Below are 15,753 nucleotides of genomic sequence, written 5' to 3'. Positions count from 1 at the left end.
ATCCTCTGTTTTGGCTAATAAGAAAGTATTAACTTTCTGTCGAAAGCTTAATACTTTCTTAACGCATAAATTCAACTACGCCTCATGAACCGTCCTATCGGACTCGCCAATTGGCGAGTTTTCATTTATTATTCCCCTAAATCAACGTTATGATAAACCTGTTGAACATCATCAAGATCTTCAAGCGTATCAATTAATTTCTCGAACTTAGCCACCGCATCTTCTGGAAGTTCAACCTCGTTTTGCGCAAGCATAGTAAGCTCGGCAGTTGTAAACTCAGTAATACCTGCAGCTTTGAACGCTTCCTGCATGGCATGGAATTGGTCTGGTTCCGCATACACAATCACCTGATCGTCTTCCTCTACCACGTCACGGACGTTTACGTCTGCTTCCATTAGAAGTTCAAGAACTTCTTCTTCGGATTTGCCTTCTACTCCGATTACTGCTGTAGCATCAAACATATAAGCTACAGAACCGCTGACACCCATGTTTCCGCCATTTTTTCCAAATGCGGCGCGGACCTCCGAAGCAGTGCGATTTACGTTATTAGTTAAGGCATCAACAATAATCATCGAGCCATTCGGACCAAAGCCTTCATAACGAAGTTCATCAAAGCTCTCATCAGAACCGCCTTTAGCTTTATCAATCGCCTTGTCAATAATATGCCTTGGCACGCTGTAAGTCTTAGCACGCTCTAGGACGAATTTTAAACCCTGATTGGCCTCTGGATCTGGTTCTCCGCGACGTGCTGCCACGTAGATTTCACGGCCGAATTTAGCATAAATACGACTCGTGTTAGCGTCCTTTGCTGCTTTTTTATCCTTGATATTGTTCCATTTACGACCCATATGAACACTCTCTTTCTGGTTTGAATCTATCCAAAATAATTTATGAAAAAGCTGTTACGATTCATCCTTTTCAAAAATTGCTTATTGGAAGTCTATTTTCTAAATATACACAGATAATATTATACCTAATTTAGCTCATTTGTTAAGAGTTTGATTTTTAAAAAGAAAGAAAGTTCATTAGAAAATGATTAGTAACAAACCATTCAGCGGGTGATAACGACATTGATTACCAAAAATAATAACGAGAAATCCACTGTACTACCAGTAATACAATGCCCGTACCGATGTTTATCCAGCCCAAAAAGAGTGATGCGGTTTTTTCCTTTTTCATATTCGCATTTTTATATGCTTTATTGTCGGTAAGGAGAATTAAAGAGCCTGTTAAAAATAAGATGGCGATGACATAGCCTAAAAAACCAATATACATGCATGACACCCTCCAAAGTTATTTTGCTTTCATACCGACACGATGTATATGGGTACTTACCTGAACATCATAAGTAAGATTTTTATATACCTCTTCCCATCTATCTTTGGTTTTCACCTTATCATTCCAATAATTTGGTAGTTTCGCTCGAAAATGTTCTCCAAATCCAAATACATCAGATTCAACTTTTTGTGTCTTTGCGATCAATTTTCGAATAGATTGATCGACTCCTTTAGAAGTCTCCGTTTCAATTTTCTTTATTATGCGAGAGTTCGTTAACATAATCTTCGGACCTTGTTTTTCATCAATTTCACTTTCATATCGAATTTTGATAACAACATGTGGTTTTCCGTCCTTAAGACTAACATTTATTTTCGTTTTCCGGTTAATGGCCCTGACGATTACCATTTCATCAGTGTCCGGCACTTTTACGAAGGCTGCATAGCCTCCCCTTCCGATACCCAGGATGGCCATGTAGATGCCAATTTCTAAAGGCGTGGTCTTTCCTGCCATCTTGTCCCCCTTGAAATAGGCAAGACCATTCAATTGAATATTTTCTTTACCTTTAATAGCTAAGTAGGGCAAGTATGGATCCTGGCCTTTGCTGGATTGAACCGTCCAAAACAAACCAATAAAGCTGGGGGGGAATCTTCCCAACGCTGATAAATTATCAACCATATCTGCTAAATAAAGGGATGGGACCCGCTCAAGTTCCGGAGACAGCTTCATATAGGTGGACGCAGGCTCTTTAGAAACAACAAGGGAAGCGGTTCTTCGAATTTCCGGATTGCGCCTAAGAAAATCGTTAAATCTTAGTGTTCCTCCTTTTGCCACTTTTTCATTTAGTACGATAATTCGCAAATGCCCCAAAAACAATTCATCAGCTATCTCCTGCTGAAGATTGAGCATTGCATCTTCAAAAGTATGTCCTACCACCTTAACCACCAGAACAGAACTTCCTGAACCTTTTGTTTGTTCAGGACCTAATGGAATTCGACCGGGTACAGCAACTTGAGCCGTTAATTTGATAATTCCTTCCTTTGGATTAGGGAATTTACTTCCTAAATGAGCGATGGCTTCTTCCTTATTCTTTTCTTTTTCATCTGCTTCATCAATTCCGATGGCCAGAACATTTGCGCGCTGTTCAATTTCTTGGCTATCCCAACAGCCGCTGAGCAGAGGAATGACTAATATGGTTGCGATCAGTATTTTTATATAATCATTCAACACGTTTTTTCTGCCTCCATCCCTTTAAAAGGTCAATCGCTAATAACAATAGCGGGTACATGATAGTTATCACTAGACCCGCTCTGCCAATCATTTGGATTACCTCATACATATGTAAGATGTTTTGAGGAAGCATGGCGAGAACAAACACAATAGGCATGATGAAATAGGAAAGAGCTTTATGGTCCTTTAACCTAAAAAGTTCTTTTATAGAATGAATGGTAAAAAAATAGCTCGAGAAAAGGGTCGTAAAAACAGCGGTTACCCAAACAGCTAAAAAAATAACATCCAGACGTTGTAAAATATTACCTGGCACGCTCGTTGTTCTGGCCAATTCCAGCGTTGGCCAAAACAGATGTTTGATTTCTTCAGGCCCGAACACAGAGACTGTTGCAATGACAATTAATAGGTATAACCCTCCTGATATGAAAATCCCCCAAAAACTCGCCTTAAGGGCTTTTTGGGGATTTTTCATTGCTGGAATTATCATCGTTATGATAAAAGAACCTTGTAACAAGGCAGAAATGGTCAACATTCCAGACATCATTTCCTTAAAGTTGTTTCCAATCAGCGGCCGCAAATAAAGGATGTTGGCATTTTTTAGCGATAAGGCCACGACAATTAAAGCTGGAGCCAAAATCATTGGAAAATAAAAATTATGAATGTATGCAAAAACATTTATATTGTTTCGGCAGCTTATGCATGCAAGAGATAGCATCACGATGACGGTTACTTCCAACGGTGTTTCTCTCAATACTGCCGTTACAACAACAGCCCCAAATTCGCGTGCTGCTAGGCTTGTTAATACTAAAAAAAAGAAAATAACGAATAGGCTGCAAAACCTCCCAAGCCACTTACCTACTATAACCTCACTGTAAGTAATGATCGTTTTATCCGGATGACGGATTCCAAGATACGCGAGGATAAATAAGCCGATGGCGGCAAAACCAATTCCCAATAATGTGACCAATGGTGCACCTGAATCCCCTGATCGAACGGCAAACAAAGGCAACGGAAGAACTCCTACCCCGATAATGGTACTAATTAAGGTCGTTGTTGCCTGAAGTGTTGTTATCTCCTTTGGATCCCCCATTATTCGAAGCCTCCCGTTGATCGTTACCAACCTTGTTATGTTTTAAAACAGTATTTTCATTTTTACCAAGTCTGGTTCGATTTGCCGGATGCAGAAACTCCGGCCTTTTTGGCATCCACCACAATGGGCTGCGGATTACAACATCCTTCATGCCTTGATAGTTTTCTGGTGAGACAGGTGACATGTACGGGACACCAAAAGATTTTAAGGACAACATATGATTAAAAATAAAGATGATCCCTATAACGACACCGTATAATCCCAAAATCGCTGCCATGATCATAATCGGAAATCTAAGCATTCGTAGGGCAAAAGCAGCCGAATAGGCAGGTGTCGCAAATGAGCCAATCGTAGTTAATGCAATCACGACTACTGTAATAGGACTTGATAGCCCCGCCTCAACTGCAGCTTGACCAATGACCAAAACTCCCACAATCGATAAGGCTCCGCCCACTTGTTTGGGAAGGCGAACCGTTGCTTCTCGTAAAATTTCCATCGAGATTTCAATGATTAATACTTCAATTACAGCAGGATAAGGGACACCCGCACGTCCACCCGCTACCGCTACAGCAAACTCAGTAGGCAGAAGTTCGGGGTTAAATGAAATTAGTGACACATATAAGGACGGAAAAACAAGTGAAAATACCAGAGCTAATATCCGGGCGAGCCTGACAAAGCTGCCCATTAAGAATCTTGACGAATAGTCCTCCGTTGTTTGGTAGAATTGATTAAAAACAACTGGAACTAACAAAGCAAAAGGGGAGCCATCGACAAGAATGGCGACTCTCCCTTCAATCAAATTGGCTACTGTCCGGTCAGGCCTTTCCGTAGACTGCGTTTGGGGAAATGGTGAGAAAGGGTTATCTTCAATAAATTGTTCCAAATAACCCACATCCAAAATGGCATCTATATCAATTTCAGACAGTCTTTTTACCACTTCCTTGACGACCTTCTCATTTGCAATTCCTTTAATATAGCAAATGGCTACAGTTGATTTTGTCAAACGGCCAATTTTCATCGATTTCACTTGGAAATCACTGGTTGGAAGACGATATCGAAGCAGCATAATATTTGTTGAGATATTTTCTATATACCCTTCCCGTGGTCCTAAAATAACCTGCTCCGTCTCCGGTTGGTCAATGGAGCGTTTTTCAATCCTCTTCGTTCCTATATGAATGGCTATAGGAATACCGTCAATTAAAACAACGGTTTCTCCGCGTAAAAGAGCTTCAATTAATTGATCAGTATTCCTCCCAGTATCTGCAAGGCTATGATATAGAGTTTCATTCATAATGATGTCAATCAAATTATCAGGCTGTATTTTTCTATCTAACAAATGGTCAGGTACATACATAAGTGACTTTAAAATATCCTTATTAATGGCCTCTTGATTTACGATATTGGAAAAATAAAATAGCACCGCTTGAAATTGCCCAAAAATTTTAAATGGCTTAATGGTGAAATCGTCATTATCTCCTAAAATTTGCTTAATATATTCCTCATTTTCTCTAAGTGTACTGCTGAGGTGTCTGTCACCTTGTTCCTCCTCCATTTCGCTATGAAACTTCATATATGTATTTTTTCTATTTTTATTTTTACTCTTTCGATTTTTAAATAAGGTCACTTCACCACCGCCTTACCGATAATTTTTGTCATTTTTCGGTAAATATTCCTTTCTGTCTTACTCTGCAATAATAAATTTTTTTACATATAAAAAAAGCGGTCCACTTTTCAAGTGAACCACTTACAACATTGCTAATATTAATTTTGGTGCCTTTCAACATTTTTTCTATAATTTTAAACCAACATTTGAAATAGCGTACTATCCTTATTTACTTCCCTGCAGTTAAAACCTTTCGTCTTGATTCGTTCAATTAAAGGGAAATAGTCTTCTCTATCCTTAAGCTCGATTCCAACTAATGCCGGTCCGGTTTCACGGTTGTTCTTTTTCGTATATTCAAAATGGCTGATATCATCGTTTGGTCCAAGGACCTCTAATAAGAACTCCCGCAGTGCACCTGGGCGCTGTGGAAAATTAACGATAAAATAATGCTGCAGTCCTTCATAAAGCTTTGAGCGCTCCTTGATTTCCTGCATCCGGCCGATATCATTGTTCCCGCCGCTGACGATACATACAACAGTTTTACCTTTAATCTGCTCAGCATAAGTATCTAATGCAGCAATAGATAAAGCACCTGTTGGCTCAACAACGATCGCATTTTCATTGTATAAAGATAAAAGCGTCGTACAAACCTTTCCTTCAGGTACAACTACGATATCATCGATAAGCTCTTTACAGATATTAAAAGTCTTCGTACCAACTGTTTTAACCGCCGCACCATCAACGAATGGGTCAATTTTATCAAGCGAGGTGACTTCCCCTTTTAAAACCGATTCCTTCATCCCGGGGGCGCCTTCAGGTTCAACACCGATTAATTTAGTTTCTGGAGAAAAATGCTTCAGGTATGTACCCACACCAGCCATTAGACCGCCGCCGCCAATTGCTCCGAATAGATAGTCGATATTTTCATGACAGTCATTTAGAAGCTCTACACCTACTGTACCTTGCCCGGCAATGACGTCATAATCATCAAACGGATGGATAAACGTCCTGTTTTCTTCACGGCTGCATTCTATTGCTTTTTCGTATGCATCATCAAAGGTATCGCCTACCAAAACGATTTCGACGCTGTCCTTGCCCCAAAACTTCACTTGGTTTACCTTTTGTTTTGGTGTCGTATTTGGCATAAAGATTTTCCCGCTAATGTTTAATAGGTGGCAGGAATAGGCAACCCCCTGTGCGTGGTTTCCAGCGCTTGCACAGATAATGCCATTCTCTAAATCCTCGGGGCTCAACCTCTTTATACGATTATAAGCACCACGGATTTTAAAAGAACGGACACTCTGCATATCTTCGCGTTTTAAGTAGACATGGCAGCCATAACGCTCAGACAATAAATGATTGTATTGAAGCGGAGTCGGCGAAATCACATCCTTGATGGTGTGACTAGCAATGATGATATCCTCCACATTAAATGTTTCGACCTGTTGACTCATGGTCAATTCCCTCCTCAAGTTTGAAAAAATCTCAGCTTTTATAAACAATAAAAAACCCGTCCCCATTGGTATAGGGACGAGTTAGCTCGCGTTACCACCCTACTTCCGCAGCATCCAATAAACAACTTGCTGCGGCTCTCGATCATCCGTACATTGAATATACGTGTTCCATTGTAACGGCGGACTTCCCGGTGCGGCTTACTGGAAATATTTCAGCAGCACATCTCAGAGATGATTTTCAGACAAGGTCCGTCATCGGCTTCCACCAACCGCCGACTCTCTTTAGACAAACAGCAAATCCTACTCTTCTCGTCATCGATTTTATAAATCAATTTTTAATAAGGTTAACACCGAAAAATGGCTCTGTCAATATTTTTAGACTATTTATATTATTTAGACAATTATTAAAGCGCTTACATTTCCATTTCAGGACACAGACGTCATATATTAAAAGTTAGCTTCATTAAAAAGGACAATTACCCTATATTTCCACTAATTATGTTATAATAAAATATAAAAATATTCTGATATTTAGAGGAGAGGTAAAAATGATTATTCCCTACAATGGCAAAACCCCTTCTGTTCATGAATCTGTATTCGTCGCTCCTGGCGCTTATATCGTTGGCGATGTTACCATCGGCAAAGACTCCACCGTTTGGTTTAACGCTGTTCTACGGGCAGATGACGGCCCGATCATTATCGGAGAACGCTGCAGTATCCAGGATAATTCCACCATACATATGTTTGAATCCTGTATCATCGAGGACGATTGCACGATTGGCCATAATGCCATCCTCCACGGCTGTAAAATTGGCAGGAAGACAATCGTCGGTATGGGCTCTACCATATTGGACAATGTCGAGGTGGGCGAGGAATGTATTATTGGAGCCAATACCCTGCTGGCAGGCGGAATAAAGATACCGCCCCGCTCCCTTGTGTTAGGTTCACCGGGAAAAGTGGTCCGTGAGCTTACCGAAAAGGACTTGCAAATGCTGCAAATGTCGAGTGCACACTATGTCCAGAAAGGGAAAGAATTTAAGGATATATTAAAATAACGTTAATAAGGGCACTTGCTTAAGCAGTGCCCTTCAAATAAAAACGTAAGTTTACATAATATTATTATATTAAATATTATTGTAATGATTTAATATCCTTAATGATTTGCTCATAAGGTACATCCGTTGCACCTTCATACTTCTGAACAACAACCCCCTTTTTGTTTACTAAATAAAACGAAGTGCTGTGCACATATTGATTTGACCCTTCCAGCTTCGCTGCCGGGGCCATAAACGACTTATTAGCAAAGCTTTCAATAAACTCCTGCTTATAGCCCGTGATCAAATCCCAGTTTGCGAAATCAGCCTCCACTCCACTCGCATATTGCTTTAGGACTGCAGGCTGATCCTGCTCTGGATCAATGCTAAAGGAGACGAGCCGGGTGTCCACACCATCATCAGCCAATTTCCGCTGCAGCTCGGCCATATTGGCAGTCATTGGCGAACAAACCGTGTCACAGTTCGTAAACACAAAATCAGCCACCCAGACCTTACCCTTTAATTTTGATAGGCCAACTTGTTTCCCGTCTTGATTGATTCCTTCAAATCTCTCCACCTTCATGCTAAGCGGAAACTCTATCTTCTCCTTCTTTTCTTTATCCGCCGAACAAGAAGTAAGAAGCAGGACGGAAAATAATACAATTAAAAAACGTTTCATTCTCACAATCCCCTTTTGCTTAAAAAAAGTGCCGAGCATCCACTCAGCACCTTCTTTCATTTTTAGTTAATAAATTCTGTATCAATTAATGACGCAAAATCAGGCTTTTCCTTCAAGAATTTAAGCTCTACGGAAGAGTTAGCAAACTCTTGAATCACATCTTTATTGACATCAGTCGTGAAATGAATATTTTCCCAAGCAGCATCGACGACATCCTTAGCAAGGTCTTGCTTTGTAATCTCTTTAATGCTCTTAATTGTGATATCTTTTGCTTCTTCAGGGTTTTTTTCAATAAACGCAATAGCTTCGTCTTGTGCTTTCACAATTTTAGCAATAACATCTTTATCATCTTTAATTTTCTTGCCGCTTGAAACTAAGATTGTGTTTGGCAGAGTTTTACCAAAAGAAATTTTAGAGCTGTCGACGATAATTTTCCCGCCGCCGTCTTTCACTAACTGTGATGCCCATGGCTCTGGAACAGCCGCGATATCCACTTTTCCGGACTCAAACATGCTTGCATACTGGGCAGGGTTGCCGGTTACATGCTTCAATGTACCGCCAATCCGAGCCGAAGAGATTCCGAAATCCTGTAAAAATGTTTCCATTTGAACATCATGTGTACAGCCAACGCCTGGAGTAATAAACGTCTTTCCGTTGAAGTCTTCAACAGAATTAATGCCGCTCTTCTTGCTTGCTACAATGGCTGTACCGCCTGAAGAGGCACCTGCAAGGATTTTAACATCTGCGCCGTTTGTAAAGTTATTCATAACTGGCCCAGGTCCAACTAAACCAGCATCAATATCGCCAGTTTTAAGAGCGGTCATAAATGCGCCGCCGTCCGGGAATGTTTTGTATTCCACTGTTACATCTTTACCCAATTCTTTTTCATAATAGCCTTTCGCCTTTGCAACCATAGCCGGAGCATGATCAATGTTTGGAAAATAACCGATGACTACTTTTTTAGCAGCCTTTTCTGAACTGCCGGAACTAGCTTCTTTTGAGCCACAGCCCGCTAGCGCTCCGAATACCAATAATAGAATAATGCTGATGATGGATACCTGCTTTTTCATCTTTTTCTCCCCTTTTAATCTCTAATTGCTAGTTTCTAAACCCCAGCGGCGCATGACATTTTTTTCAACGCGCTGGAAGAAGGTAATATCAACAATCGTTCCAATGACGCCGATGATGATCATAATCGCGATAACAAGGCTCATATTGCCAAAATCGGAGGCAAATTTAAGTGTATAACCAAGCCCCGGACCGCTGCTTAAAAGTTCCCCCGCCATGAGCGCTCGCCAGGCAAATGCCCAGCCAAGTCTGGCACCCGTCACGGCGTATGGGATGGATGCCGGAAAAATAACCTTAAGGAATAAGTCCAATCCCCCTGAACCCATCGTTTGTGCGGCCTTAATATATAGAGGCGAAACGTTTTTAATCCCCATCCGCATATTGATGGTCATTACCAAGGTGGCGCCAAGAATGACGATAAACGTAACGGCTTGTTCGTTTAAGCCGAACCACATGATTGCAATCGGCAGCCAGACGATGCTCGGTACACTTTGCAGGGCCAAAATCAAAGTTCCAAGAGTCTCATCAGCGGTTTTATTTTTTGCTAAAAGAATGCCAAGACCGACACCAATTACGATGGCAAGTGACAATCCAATAGCTAAGCGCCGCAGGCTGGCAAGTATATCGTAGATTAGTGTTTTATCAGAAAAACCTTTGGCAAGTGCTTCGTAAACATCCGTTGGTGCCGGCATTAGTGCTGGTGAAATGTCAAAAATTCTTACTGCCCCCTGCCAGATGATTAAGAGCAGTGCAAAGAATATGGTGCGTTTAATTGTTTGCTGCATATGCGAGTTCCTCTTTCACAACTTTATCAATCTCGGATTGTAGTAATCCCATAATCTTTTCTTCCAATTTGGTCACCATTTGCGGATGGTTTGCGCGCGGCCTTGGGATTTTTACGTGAATATCCTCGAGAACCACTCCTGGACGCGTTCCCATCACAACAATCCGGTCTGATAGCTTAATAGATTCGCTGATGCTATGGGTGACAAATAGGATCGTTTTCCGTGTTTCAAGCCAAATTTTTTCTAACTCGGTATGGAGACGCGAACGTGTCTGCTCATCAAGCGCACCAAACGGTTCATCCATTAAAAGGACCTTTGGATTCATTGAAAGCGCACGGGCGATTGCCACGCGCTGCTGCATTCCGCCCGATAGTTCATGCGGTGAATGCTTTGTATAGTTGCTGAGCTGCACCATTTTTAAAAATTGGTGGGCTGTTTCCCTTGCTTCCTTCTTTTTCATCTCTTTGCGGAGCGGGAACATAACATTCTCTTCCACGGTCATCCACGGGAATAGAGCAGGCTGCTGGAACACCATCCCGCGGTCTCGGCCCGGTTTGGTAATAGGCTGGCCATTCAAAAGGACCTCGCCGCTGGAGGGCTTAGTCAACCCGGCCACAATAGATAATAAGGTCGATTTCCCACAACCGGACGGCCCAAGAATCGAAACAAATTCGCCCTCTTTTATTTCCAGATTTATATCTGAAAGAACAGTACTTACCTCATTTTGATTAAGAAACTGCTTATTTACCTCATTAATGTGAAGAAACACTTCGCATCCCCACTTTCCCTATAATTCGCATTAATTTTATCGGATTTATATTGATTAAAATTTATTATAAAGGTTCTGTGGGTAAAGTCAATTATTTTTCTGCAAATTTTGCAAATTAATGATTGTGGGTTGGGTAAAAAAGGTGCCAGGCTCCTCTGTATTTGTATATTTGGAAAATTCAAGGGGAAATCTACAGGAAAAAGGAGGATTCGTTGATGCAAAATGTATATCGTTTGGCAGCCAAGTTTATACCCTGCTTGATTGTACTTGGGATCATTCTCGGTTTGTTTTTTGATTTTAGTTTTGGAGATGTCCTATTGATAACGGCTGTACTGGGGATTGTCAGTTATGTAGTAGGAGATTTACTGATTCTTCGTAAAACCACCAACCTCTTGGCAACCGTGGCGGATTTTCTAGTTACCTTTTTGGCGGTGTGGTTAATGGGGCGAATGCTGACAAACGAAAATAATCTAATTTGGGCCTCGTTTATTTCAGCTGCTGCCGTGGCCTTATTTGAATACTTTTACCATGGTTTTCTTACGAATGAGAAAAACAAACAATTTACAAATACCTCGAGGCCTATCCAACAACAACCACATTTCCAAACAGAAGCTGCCGAGGAGTTTACTCCGGTAAAGCCGGACGTCAGGAGTTCGGACGAGAATAAGTAGAAATAACCTAATTCAGAGCATGGTTAACTCTTATAAAAAAAATCCTCATGGAACAATTCATGAGGACTTCTACCACAAAGGTTTACATAATATTTTTATATGCAACCTTCTTATCTAGTCATAAGTTGTTATCCCTCACTCAATTCTGCAGTCTTCGCAGGAATGAGGAAGCTTAGCACAACCGTGACCAAACTTAAAATTAAAGCATAAAGAAAGACATTCTGCATGCCATTTACAATATTTGCAGTATGGTTAATAATCAACCCCATCACGGTAACGCCAATCGATGTACCGATGTTCCGCAAAAACATCTGCAACGAGGTGGATACTCCTTTAATATTGGCTTCAGCGAACTCCTGCGAAGCAATCGTGCCGACTGCAAACAATAACCCAAATGAAAAGCCCTGTACCGTCAAAATTAAAAACAAATTCGTATACGACAAATCTTTAATAAACATAAACAGTGCAAGTCCTGATAACGCAGTAATAAAACTGCCGATAATAAATAACCGTTTATAACCGAATCGGATAATCCATTTTCCAGCGGGTGTACTGCCAAACATCCAGCCGACCGCAATGCTTAATAAAATCAAGCCACTCTTATAAATACTCATATGCGAACCCTCTTGAAGAAACAGCGGTATATAATTAGAGGTGCCAAAAAACGATAAACAGTACACTAACATAAATAGATTTGTCATCAGGATGCCTCTATTTTTAAAAAGGGAGACAGGTAAAAAAGGATGCGCTTCCTTTCTTTCTACCAAAATAAAAATAATCATACCAATTATGCCCGCTATCACATACCAGATGGCGTTGCCTACATTGGTAGATAATAATAGAAGGCTGACCGAAGCCCCAAATAAAAAGAAACCTTTATAGTCAATATGAGTTTTCTTAAATTCTGTTTGCTCTTTATAAGGAAGCAAACATAATACAGTTGCTATACCAATCGGAATATTAATAAAGAAAATCCATCTCCAAGTCAGAGCCTCGACGAAAAAGGAGCCCATCACTGGCCCGACAATAGAAGAAATGGCCCAAATACTGCTGAAAACCGCTTGGATCTTGCCGCGCTTTTCAATCGTGAACAAATCTCCGACAATAATCATCGAGAGTGGAATCATGCCGCCTGCTCCAAGGCCTTGAATACCTCTATATATAACTAAGGAAACCATTGAGTTCGCCATGCCGCATAAAATGGAACCTAATGTAAAAATTCCAACCGCAATCATCAGCAGATTTTTTCGTCCATACATATCCGATAATTTTCCGTACAAAGGTACGGTTACTGTACTTGCCAGCATATAGACAACAAATATCCACGCAAACAACTCCATTCCGCCAAGCTGTTTGACAATAGTAGGACTAGCTGTCTGCATAATATTGGCGTCAAGCGCCGAAATGAGGGTCGTGATGACCAGCCCCCAAAATACATATTTATTTTTCCCCATATAAACCTCCGTGAAAAAGCCAAAAATAACTCTTCCGATTTTTTACATATATATGATTTCAGTCTAAACTATTATAGCAAAAGGTTTACTAATTTTTTATTTTTTAAAAAATATGAATAATCGGCGCCTGGACATATGTTTCATTAGAACTGCCCCATACCTCTTCAAAAAAAAAAATCAGTTCTCATGCAAATGATGCACAAGAACCGTCCCCATGTTTCATTTTTTTAATAATGGCTGCGTAATTGTTGGGAGGGTGACTTCTACGGTTGTTCCTTGGTGTACTGCGCTTGTAAATTTGATTTGGCCGCGGTGGCCTTCGACTATTTTGAAACAGGTCATTAATCCGAGACCGGTTCCTTTTTCTTTTGTTGTATAGAATGGCTCTCCTAGTGTTAGAATCCGTTCTTCTGGTATGCCGACCCCTTCGTCGGTAATCCGGATGGATATCTCTCCTTCTTCCTTTACCCCTACCGTTACAAAGATATCGCCGCCTAGAGGCATGGATTCAATTGAATTCTTCAAGAGATTTAAAAAAACTTGCTTTAACTGATTTTCTTCACCAGATATCATCGGGAGCTCTTCAGCAATTTCAGTATAAATCTGCACATTATTAATGATAGACTGAGTATTTATTAAGGTAATAACATCATGTAACAATAGTTCAATATTCTGTTCCTTGAAAACAGCCGCGGATGGTTTAGCCAGAACCAGGAATTCGCCCACAATGGCATTAATACGTTCCAGCTCTGATAATACGATATCATAATATTCACCCTGTTCACTGTTCGCTTTGAATAATTGGATAAATCCCTTAATGGACGTAAGCGGGTTGCGGATTTCATGAGCAATTCCCGCCGCCATTTGGCCGAGCAAAGCCAATTTTTCGGATTTTTGCAGAAGTCTTTCTGTTTCCTCTCTTCGGGCTGTGACATCCTTTCCAACCACGAGGATCGCTTCTTTTTTTCCAAAAACAATTGATAAGGGGGTAACTTCAAGAAAAAATTCCGTTCCGTCGGTCCGTTTAATTTTATATTCAATAGTAGCAAGGGGGCATTTTTCTTTCTTAATTAGCTTGATTCGTTCTTCGAGCCGTTCTTTATACTCAGGCGTGATAAATTCAAAAATAGACTTCCCAAGAACTTCTGCCAAGCTTTTGGCGCCAACCATACTGAGAGCTGCCCGATTTCCATAAACAATTTTCGTATCCTGATAAATAAAGATAGATTCAGGGAGTGAATCAAGTAATCTCTTATAGCTTTCTTCACTTTCACGTGCTTTTTTTTCAAAAAATCTGGCCTTATCGTATTGCCAGCCAACAAACCAAGCGATCAGGGTAAAAAGGAAAAAGTCAAATGTAAAGAAGGGTTCATGATACATAATCTTTTGGTAGGTAGTAAAAATGAGTGATAGTAGCAGCAAAATGATTTGTCCTGATTTATTCATGTCCATTCCTCTTTGTGTATGTAGGTTACCTGATATAATTCGACGAAATCACAAATAATCCTTTATCATTCTCCAACTTTTTCATCTCAAGGAAAAAAGGTCCAATATAAAAGGCATCTATTTTATGCCCGGGTATAAATTAATTATTCGTTTTCCAACTAGGTCATTAAGAAGAAAAAACCACCTGAAAAAACTCAGGCGGTTCTTCTTATAGACTATCAACCCAGTGCATAAATTCACCAACAACCCGTAAAAATTCTTCCGGTTCCTCAATATATGGCATATGGGCACTGTTTTCAAATACATGAAATTTTGAGCCAGGTGTTGAACGGCTGTAATGCTCTGTTGTTTCCGGCGTAGCCTCATCGTACCGGCCACACGTATATAGTGCGGGGCAAATGATTTCCTTCAATTGTGAGGTGCAGTCAAATTCTTTTAAATTCCCCAGTACCGTAAATTCGGATGGTCCCCACATAATATTGTAAATTTCGGAGTTTCGGTATTCAGGGTGCGCTTTTAGATGCTCAGGTTTTGGAATCCGGCAGACAAATTCTTTGCTGAACACCTCGATGGCTGCCTCAAACTCTTCCGAATCCGTGGCTCCGTCTTCTTCACAGCGTTTTATGGTATCTTGGACTTCAACCGGCAGCTTTTTCAAATTCCGCTTTTGATCCTGTTCCCATAATGGCGCACTCAGGCATGGGCTTGAAAAAATGACACTTTTCACCCCGCTCGGTTTCGTTAAACAATAGGCTGCCGCTAGTGTGGTTCCCCAGGAATGCCCAAGAATATGTACTTCATCAAGGTTCAAAGCGGCGCGAATTTGTCCCAACTCTTCCACGAATCGATCCAACTGCCAAAGTGAATCATCTTGTGGCCTTTCTGACCTGCCGCAACCTAATTGATCGTATAGAATGACCGGGCGGTCTGCCGCCAACTTCTTCAACCCCTGTAAGGAAAAGCAAGATGAACCCGGACCGCCATGCAAAATAATTACCGGTGTGTTCCCCGTTCCATGATCATATTTCTCATACCAAACTTTCCCACCGATTACGTCTATGTATCCTTCTGTCCGCATTAGAATTTCTCCTTTAATATTTATCTTGATTCTGTTTAAGACTATTTTACATCATTTATCTACAACAGAATATTAGGGACTTATGAATAATTTTAATTTTACTTCCCACTCTATAGG

15 protein-coding genes and 1 other annotated feature are annotated in these 15,753 nt (G+C 40.7%); of the genes, 2 read left to right on the top strand and 13 right to left on the bottom strand.

Features of this window, described 5'->3' with window-relative positions:
- Window positions 1-128 precede the first annotated feature (128 nt).
- The 6 genes from ACZ5B7_RS13410 to ilvA form a co-directional block, all read right to left on the bottom strand.
- On the bottom strand, window positions 129-848 hold the full coding sequence (locus tag ACZ5B7_RS13410) for a YebC/PmpR family DNA-binding transcriptional regulator (protein WP_423802267.1): 720 nt from the start codon (window positions 846-848) through the stop codon (window positions 129-131).
- A gap of 226 nt (window positions 849-1,074) precedes the next feature.
- Window positions 1,075-1,275, bottom strand: a complete 201-nt coding sequence (locus ACZ5B7_RS13405) for a CLC_0170 family protein (protein ID WP_464494121.1) — start codon at window positions 1,273-1,275, stop codon at window positions 1,075-1,077.
- A gap of 18 nt (window positions 1,276-1,293) precedes the next feature.
- On the bottom strand, window positions 1,294-2,505 hold the full coding sequence (locus tag ACZ5B7_RS13400; protein WP_464494120.1) for a Ger(x)C family spore germination protein: 1,212 nt from the start codon (window positions 2,503-2,505) through the stop codon (window positions 1,294-1,296).
- Complete coding sequence (locus tag ACZ5B7_RS13395; RefSeq protein WP_464494119.1) at window positions 2,495-3,595, bottom strand: GerAB/ArcD/ProY family transporter; 1,101 nt, start codon at window positions 3,593-3,595, stop codon at window positions 2,495-2,497. The genes ACZ5B7_RS13400 and ACZ5B7_RS13395 overlap by 11 nt, the downstream gene beginning before the upstream one ends.
- The gene (locus tag ACZ5B7_RS13390; protein WP_464494494.1) at window positions 3,543-5,165 is read right to left on the bottom strand and encodes a spore germination protein; all 1,623 of its coding nucleotides are present in this window, start codon (window positions 5,163-5,165) and stop codon (window positions 3,543-3,545) included. The genes ACZ5B7_RS13395 and ACZ5B7_RS13390 overlap by 53 nt, the downstream gene beginning before the upstream one ends.
- A gap of 227 nt (window positions 5,166-5,392) precedes the next feature.
- Window positions 5,393-6,652 carry a threonine ammonia-lyase IlvA gene (ilvA, locus tag ACZ5B7_RS13385; protein ID WP_464494118.1) on the bottom strand — a complete coding sequence of 420 codons (1,260 nt, stop codon included), beginning with the start codon at window positions 6,650-6,652 and terminating at the stop codon, window positions 5,393-5,395.
- Window positions 6,653-6,721: 69 nt separating this feature from the next.
- Window positions 6,722-6,977 (bottom strand) — a binding site (T-box leader).
- Between the two features lie 223 nt (window positions 6,978-7,200).
- Here ilvA and ACZ5B7_RS13380 point away from each other — a divergent pair.
- Window positions 7,201-7,707 carry a gamma carbonic anhydrase family protein gene (locus tag ACZ5B7_RS13380; RefSeq protein ID WP_213140161.1) on the top strand — a complete coding sequence of 169 codons (507 nt, stop codon included), beginning with the start codon at window positions 7,201-7,203 and terminating at the stop codon, window positions 7,705-7,707.
- Between the two features lie 76 nt (window positions 7,708-7,783).
- Here the strand turns inward: ACZ5B7_RS13380 and ACZ5B7_RS13375 are convergent, their stop codons facing one another.
- From ACZ5B7_RS13375 to ACZ5B7_RS13360, 4 genes are all read right to left on the bottom strand, one after another.
- A complete protein-coding gene (locus ACZ5B7_RS13375) occupies window positions 7,784-8,365 on the bottom strand; it encodes an SCO family protein (RefSeq protein ID WP_464494117.1) in 582 nt (193 codons plus the stop codon).
- A gap of 62 nt (window positions 8,366-8,427) precedes the next feature.
- On the bottom strand, window positions 8,428-9,435 hold the full coding sequence (locus tag ACZ5B7_RS13370) for an ABC transporter substrate-binding protein (protein ID WP_464494116.1): 1,008 nt from the start codon (window positions 9,433-9,435) through the stop codon (window positions 8,428-8,430).
- A gap of 21 nt (window positions 9,436-9,456) precedes the next feature.
- Window positions 9,457-10,218 carry an ABC transporter permease gene (locus ACZ5B7_RS13365; protein ID WP_213140164.1) on the bottom strand — a complete coding sequence of 254 codons (762 nt, stop codon included), beginning with the start codon at window positions 10,216-10,218 and terminating at the stop codon, window positions 9,457-9,459.
- On the bottom strand, window positions 10,202-10,987 hold the full coding sequence (locus ACZ5B7_RS13360) for an ABC transporter ATP-binding protein (protein WP_464494115.1): 786 nt from the start codon (window positions 10,985-10,987) through the stop codon (window positions 10,202-10,204). Before ACZ5B7_RS13360 ends, ACZ5B7_RS13365 begins: the two co-directional genes overlap by 17 nt.
- Before the next feature lie 215 nt (window positions 10,988-11,202).
- Here ACZ5B7_RS13360 and ACZ5B7_RS13355 point away from each other — a divergent pair, with 215 nt between their 5' ends.
- Window positions 11,203-11,658, top strand: coding sequence for a YndM family protein (locus tag ACZ5B7_RS13355; protein WP_464494114.1), 456 nt, complete (start codon window positions 11,203-11,205; stop codon window positions 11,656-11,658).
- Between the two features lie 128 nt (window positions 11,659-11,786).
- On the opposite strand, the gene ACZ5B7_RS13350 is transcribed toward ACZ5B7_RS13355, so the two are convergent.
- The 3 genes from ACZ5B7_RS13350 to ACZ5B7_RS13340 all read right to left on the bottom strand — a co-directional run bounded on the left by ACZ5B7_RS13350 (window position 11,787) and on the right by ACZ5B7_RS13340 (window position 15,636).
- Window positions 11,787-13,112: an MDR family MFS transporter gene (locus ACZ5B7_RS13350; protein ID WP_464494113.1), complete on the bottom strand. Its 1,326-nt coding sequence runs from the start codon at window positions 13,110-13,112 to the stop codon at window positions 11,787-11,789.
- A gap of 219 nt (window positions 13,113-13,331) precedes the next feature.
- Entirely contained in the window at window positions 13,332-14,558 is a 1,227-nt protein-coding gene (locus ACZ5B7_RS13345) for an ATP-binding protein (RefSeq protein ID WP_464494112.1), read from the bottom strand.
- Window positions 14,559-14,766: 208 nt separating this feature from the next.
- A complete protein-coding gene (locus tag ACZ5B7_RS13340) occupies window positions 14,767-15,636 on the bottom strand; it encodes a proline iminopeptidase-family hydrolase (RefSeq protein WP_464494111.1) in 870 nt (289 codons plus the stop codon).
- Between the last annotated feature and the right edge of the window lie 117 nt (window positions 15,637-15,753).

The organism is Neobacillus sp. S1115 (genome assembly GCF_055385565.1).
The sequence above is the reverse complement of the archived record's forward strand: the minus strand, read 5'-3'. Positions and strand labels throughout refer to the sequence as shown.

Excerpts from the sequence above, each read along its gene's own strand:
- ACZ5B7_RS13410 (WP_423802267.1), bottom strand. The coding sequence starts at position 848 with ATGGGTCGTAAATGGAACAATATCAAGGATAAAAAAGCAGCAAAGGAC.
- ACZ5B7_RS13405 (WP_464494121.1), bottom strand. The coding sequence starts at position 1,275 with ATGTATATTGGTTTTTTAGGCTATGTCATCGCCATCTTATTTTTAACA.
- ACZ5B7_RS13395 (WP_464494119.1), bottom strand. The coding sequence starts at position 3,595 with ATGGGGGATCCAAAGGAGATAACAACACTTCAGGCAACAACGACCTTA.
- ACZ5B7_RS13390 (WP_464494494.1), bottom strand. The coding sequence starts at position 5,165 with ATGAAGTTTCATAGCGAAATGGAGGAGGAACAAGGTGACAGACACCTC.
- ilvA (WP_464494118.1), bottom strand. The coding sequence starts at position 6,652 with ATGAGTCAACAGGTCGAAACATTTAATGTGGAGGATATCATCATTGCT.
- ACZ5B7_RS13380 (WP_213140161.1), top strand. The coding sequence starts at position 7,201 with ATGATTATTCCCTACAATGGCAAAACCCCTTCTGTTCATGAATCTGTA.
- ACZ5B7_RS13375 (WP_464494117.1), bottom strand. The coding sequence starts at position 8,365 with ATGAAACGTTTTTTAATTGTATTATTTTCCGTCCTGCTTCTTACTTCT.
- ACZ5B7_RS13370 (WP_464494116.1), bottom strand. The coding sequence starts at position 9,435 with ATGAAAAAGCAGGTATCCATCATCAGCATTATTCTATTATTGGTATTC.
- ACZ5B7_RS13365 (WP_213140164.1), bottom strand. The coding sequence starts at position 10,218 with ATGCAGCAAACAATTAAACGCACCATATTCTTTGCACTGCTCTTAATC.
- ACZ5B7_RS13355 (WP_464494114.1), top strand. The coding sequence starts at position 11,203 with ATGCAAAATGTATATCGTTTGGCAGCCAAGTTTATACCCTGCTTGATT.
- ACZ5B7_RS13350 (WP_464494113.1), bottom strand. The coding sequence starts at position 13,112 with ATGGGGAAAAATAAATATGTATTTTGGGGGCTGGTCATCACGACCCTC.
- ACZ5B7_RS13345 (WP_464494112.1), bottom strand. The coding sequence starts at position 14,558 with ATGAATAAATCAGGACAAATCATTTTGCTGCTACTATCACTCATTTTT.
- ACZ5B7_RS13340 (WP_464494111.1), bottom strand. The coding sequence starts at position 15,636 with ATGCGGACAGAAGGATACATAGACGTAATCGGTGGGAAAGTTTGGTAT.